Source organism: Nocardia sp. NPDC004168 (assembly GCF_040610355.1).
Taxonomy (GTDB): domain Bacteria; phylum Actinomycetota; class Actinomycetes; order Mycobacteriales; family Mycobacteriaceae; genus Nocardia; species Nocardia sichangensis.
The window spans coordinates 1-2916 of the sequence record NZ_JBEXME010000091.1 but is presented as its reverse complement, the minus strand read 5'-3'; the positions used below and the strand labels follow the sequence as shown (position 1 = coordinate 2916).

At 55.1% G+C, this 2916-nt stretch carries 1 protein-coding gene and 1 pseudogene; both read left to right on the top strand.

What is annotated here, in order from left to right:
* Nucleotides 1–763: 763 nt before the first annotated feature.
* A complete protein-coding gene (locus tag ABZW96_RS37460; RefSeq protein ID WP_355081611.1) occupies nt 764–1660 on the top strand; it encodes a helix-turn-helix transcriptional regulator in 897 nt (298 codons plus the stop codon).
* A gap of 1108 nt (nt 1661–2768) precedes the next feature.
* Nucleotides 2769–2916, top strand: a pseudogene (locus ABZW96_RS37455) (IS481 family transposase); the annotation flags it as partial.

Here is a 2916-nt window from a genome sequence, read left to right as displayed (position 1 = left end):
GCGCAACCAATACCTTCGGCAGGACCCACCTCAACCACACCTGAACCACCAAGACCAGCAACAAGATACATGATCTTTGAGGAACGCAGCACTAGATCAACCACCACCCCGATGGCGGTTACAGCATCGACCTCCGCGGACACGGCACTAAGTAGCCCTTTGCCCTTTGCCTATGACGAAGACCTACCTATAAGGCGATGCTCAACATGCCCTCGCATGGCGAGGGTTTGTTAGGAAGGTCGCTGCCTACGAGCGAGGAGCTAATTTGATTACGGAAGAAGTTTCAGACGCAATGTGTCATGCGACAGCGATCTCGTGCCAAATAGCGCCGGTTCGAACTTCATCTATCTGAAGTTGTAATCTGGTCGCCCACGTGGCAAAAATGCCTTAGTTATTCAATTCGGGCAGAGAGTGTTCGATGTGTTGGTGCTTGCTGCGGTCGCTTCCAAAGCCATTCTCTTGGTGTGCATTTGTGTAACCCTTCCGAGTTTCGTTTAATGCATTCGGATCATCTGATGTGCAGTTAACTGCAGACCGGCACGACTATGGAGTTCAAGTATTTCATCGAGGATTTCTAACTGGATTGAATTCGATCTAAGCGTGCATATGTAGTAGCTATAGTTCGCAAGCGTTCGAATGTGAGCCGCGATATACAGGCGGCGGTGCAATCGCAAGTGAGGATCTACTTAAGTTATGGCTTTCCTTCGATTCGGCAGCCGTTGTCCTTCACCGGACTTGTTACTGACTGTGCGCGCGCCGAGGTATGTTTGATATGGACCAAGCAAGCGTAAAGCAGAAGCATTTAGCGTGGGAAATTCCAGAGGAGTACCGTGTGCCACGGGTTAGTAGAGCACCCCATGCTCAATTGGCTCCGATAGTGGTCCGCTGTTACGCTGGATATTCTAGAATCGCCCAGGCTCGCGAACGTTCTACTATTTTTTCCGCTACTACTGCGGTTCAAATTCTTGTAAAGTTAGACAATGCAAATCGTCCGCGCAGTTTCGTTATAGGACCTAGGGTTTCACCTCTCTCGATCGACCTATCTACGTCTTCAGAATATCTTGAAGTGTGGCTCAGTCCCTTGGGTGCGTATTCCATTTTTGGAGGTGCAACAGGGTATATTACGACCCGTGCAAAGACTGCCGTCGATCTGAGCGATCTTGTTGGTTCGCAAGGTGGGGAGTTGACTGATCGTATCTATGGCGAAAAAACTTGGGCAGGACGTTTCGATATGATTGAAGGACTTCTACTCGATCGAACCGAGTGCGGGCCTGGTGTCCTGCCTGGCGTGGAACGAGCTTGGTCCCTCCTTGTTGATAGCGGGGGAACAATGCCGATTGGTAGAATTGCAGAAGAAGTACGGTGGAGTCACAAGCACTTAATCGCGAGATTTACTCAGCAAGTAGGTTTGCCGCCTAAATCCGCCGCCCGAATCATCCGTTTCGATCGAGTGCGACGCCGCCTTCGGCGGCATCCACATACTCCGGTACATGAGATTGCGGTTGATTGTGGGTACGCAGATCAGTCTCACCTAAATCGCGATTTCAGAAAGTTCAGCGGAATAACCCCATCTGAGTATTCGTATATTTCTAGAGCGAGGCAAGCTGGTAACGATACATGTATAGCCGGAAATGTGATCCCGCGAGGCGATGAAGTATGATATCATTTACTCTCGGCCCATGGGAAGTGCTAATCTATGTGGTTAATCTCGCCGCATTGTGCCGATCGAAGGCGTGGGGCTTCTGCTGAACACTCGAAGGAGTGACCCGACCAGCCAATCTACAATGGAGGATAGAGTCGTACGATCCAAGAGATATAGCTATGTACATTCCGCGAACGGTGTCTGGTTTCTGGTTCTAGCGGGCAAGTCGAGGGAGTTTTCTCGAACTGCTGCTGATATTTGTGGGAATGTGGGCGGTGTCTTCGCCGGAAACCGCGTTGCTGTAGAAGTGGTCGCTGGGGCGCCGGAGTTTGGCAGACAATGTGGACAACGATCGACCACCCGATGGCTCTAGACGGTATGAAGGCCCACCGAAGTTTGGGCCGGAGGCCTCGATTCTGCAAAGCCGCGTGGGTTGCCGCCACCGGGAGATTCGAGTATCTGCCTGCTGCGCAGTCGGCGGCGATGTCAAGGTCGATCGCACGCATCAGCGTCAAGGTCGATCGCACGCATCAGCGCGTTGGCTGTCGCGATGCATTCACTGGTCATGGGTCTTGAGCTGTTACTGGGACGCGCAGCGCGGCTTCGGCGATGAGGCGGGCATCGATCGGATCAGAATTCCCAACTCCGCGGTGGACACGGGGCGCTGCATTTCCTGGCACGAGCGACAGTCTGGGCCCTTCTCCAAGCCGCGCCGTGGACACGATTGGCTTCTCCGTGCCCGCGCCGTGGAAACGCCAGCCACCACCAGCGGGTATCCGGCCCACCTCCTTCCCATCGACGTGCACCATATGGCCTAGCCGGCGGGCCACGAATTACGACGTGGTGCCTGTGCTATCGCCGCAGGAGTCGATGAACCTGCGGCGATTCAGCGCAAGATGCGCGAACTGACTGCTCACCGTCCGCACCGCGATATCGACCCGGCGGCTTCGAGTTCGAAACCGATCCGCCGTGCCGACCACTGTCGTCCCGGCGCGACCGCCCGATCCGGGCGACCACCGCTGCTGGCTGCAGGTGCGGTACCGAGGACCGGTCCTCGGAGTCCGACCTCACCGAAGCGACGCGATTGATTGACCCACTTCGACGCGCCTTGATGAGAGACTCTCCACGAGCGTTCTTCGCCGCTCACGACATCGGCCACATCCAGCGGATCGTCACCGACAACGGCGCCTGCTACAAAGCGACCGACTTCGCGAAAGTCCTGCTCGGAGCGGGGCATCAGCGCATCACCCCCTACACGCCACGGCACAACGGCA